We start from the raw sequence: 896 nt of genomic DNA on the forward strand, positions 1-896 counted from the left end.
CAGTGCTAATACTTATACTCTTCACTTCCCTTTTTAAATATCATTTTTTCTAGCTAACAGAGTTGCAATTAGCAAATTCCTTGCAAATTGCTTACTTACTTTCCTTAACTTGACGCGTATGATCCTTGTATTGTGTTAACTCTCTAATATCTTCTTTAAAAAGCTGAGTATTTTTACTTTTCTTCTATCTATGCCAAAATGTGGAAGAATTCTTAAGATAAGGATCAGGAAAACCACCAAATTTAAATAAGGATTCAAATTGTTCTTCAGATATTTTTTTGGTAGATTTATTTTTTGGTTAGACTATTAAAATTTTCTATTACTTCAGCTAGTGTCAAAGGTTGCATACGATATGGAAAATATCTTCCCATCATACTATCACTGCCTTTTTTATATACTCCAAGCTTTGAGCTGCCGGTAACTATAATGTGAGCTTGTTCTCCATAAACATAATAAAATCCTTTTAAAAAAGTTTGCCAGTTTGAGAATTTATGTAGCTCATCAAAAATCACGATAGGGTTATTTTGATCCGGAATATGTAGATTTATAAAATCTTCTATTGCTATTGTTCCTTTTAGAATTAGCAAACGAGCCTTTTCTTCATCCAAATTTAAGTAGTAATTTTTATCTATTACTTTTTTAGCTAAAGTAGTTTTACCGACTTGACAGGCTCCTTCTATAAAAACCATTTACCTATTTTCTTGCAAGTGATTTTTATTACTAATTCATAAATCCTTTTCATATATTTATTATGACTATTATAACGTGCATATTAATGTCCCTATCGGGGATGAGAAATCCCTTCGCCTAAAGGCGAAGGGAAGATATAATGAAGTTACCTTGGCAACGAATTTATAAAGAGATATGAGGAGTTATAGAAAAAGTAGCCATAGCCA

At 30.7% G+C, this 896-nt stretch carries 1 protein-coding gene; it reads right to left on the reverse strand.

Annotated features, from left to right (window positions below; genetic code table 11):
• Positions 1 to 287 precede the first annotated feature (287 nt).
• Positions 288 to 689 (reverse strand): ATP-binding protein, encoded by a 402-nt coding sequence (locus ACKTSD_RS00925; RefSeq protein ID WP_412707587.1) that lies wholly within the window; start codon positions 687 to 689, stop codon positions 288 to 290.
• Positions 690 to 896: the final 207 nt, after the last annotated feature.

Source organism: Candidatus Rickettsia kedanie, assembly GCF_045865205.1.
Lineage (GTDB): Bacteria > Pseudomonadota > Alphaproteobacteria > Rickettsiales > Rickettsiaceae > Rickettsia > Rickettsia australis.

Coding starts and splice junctions, on each gene's coding strand:
- ACKTSD_RS00925 (WP_412707587.1), bottom strand. CDS start 689: ATGGTTTTTATAGAAGGAGCCTGTCAAGTCGGTAAAACTACTTTAGCT.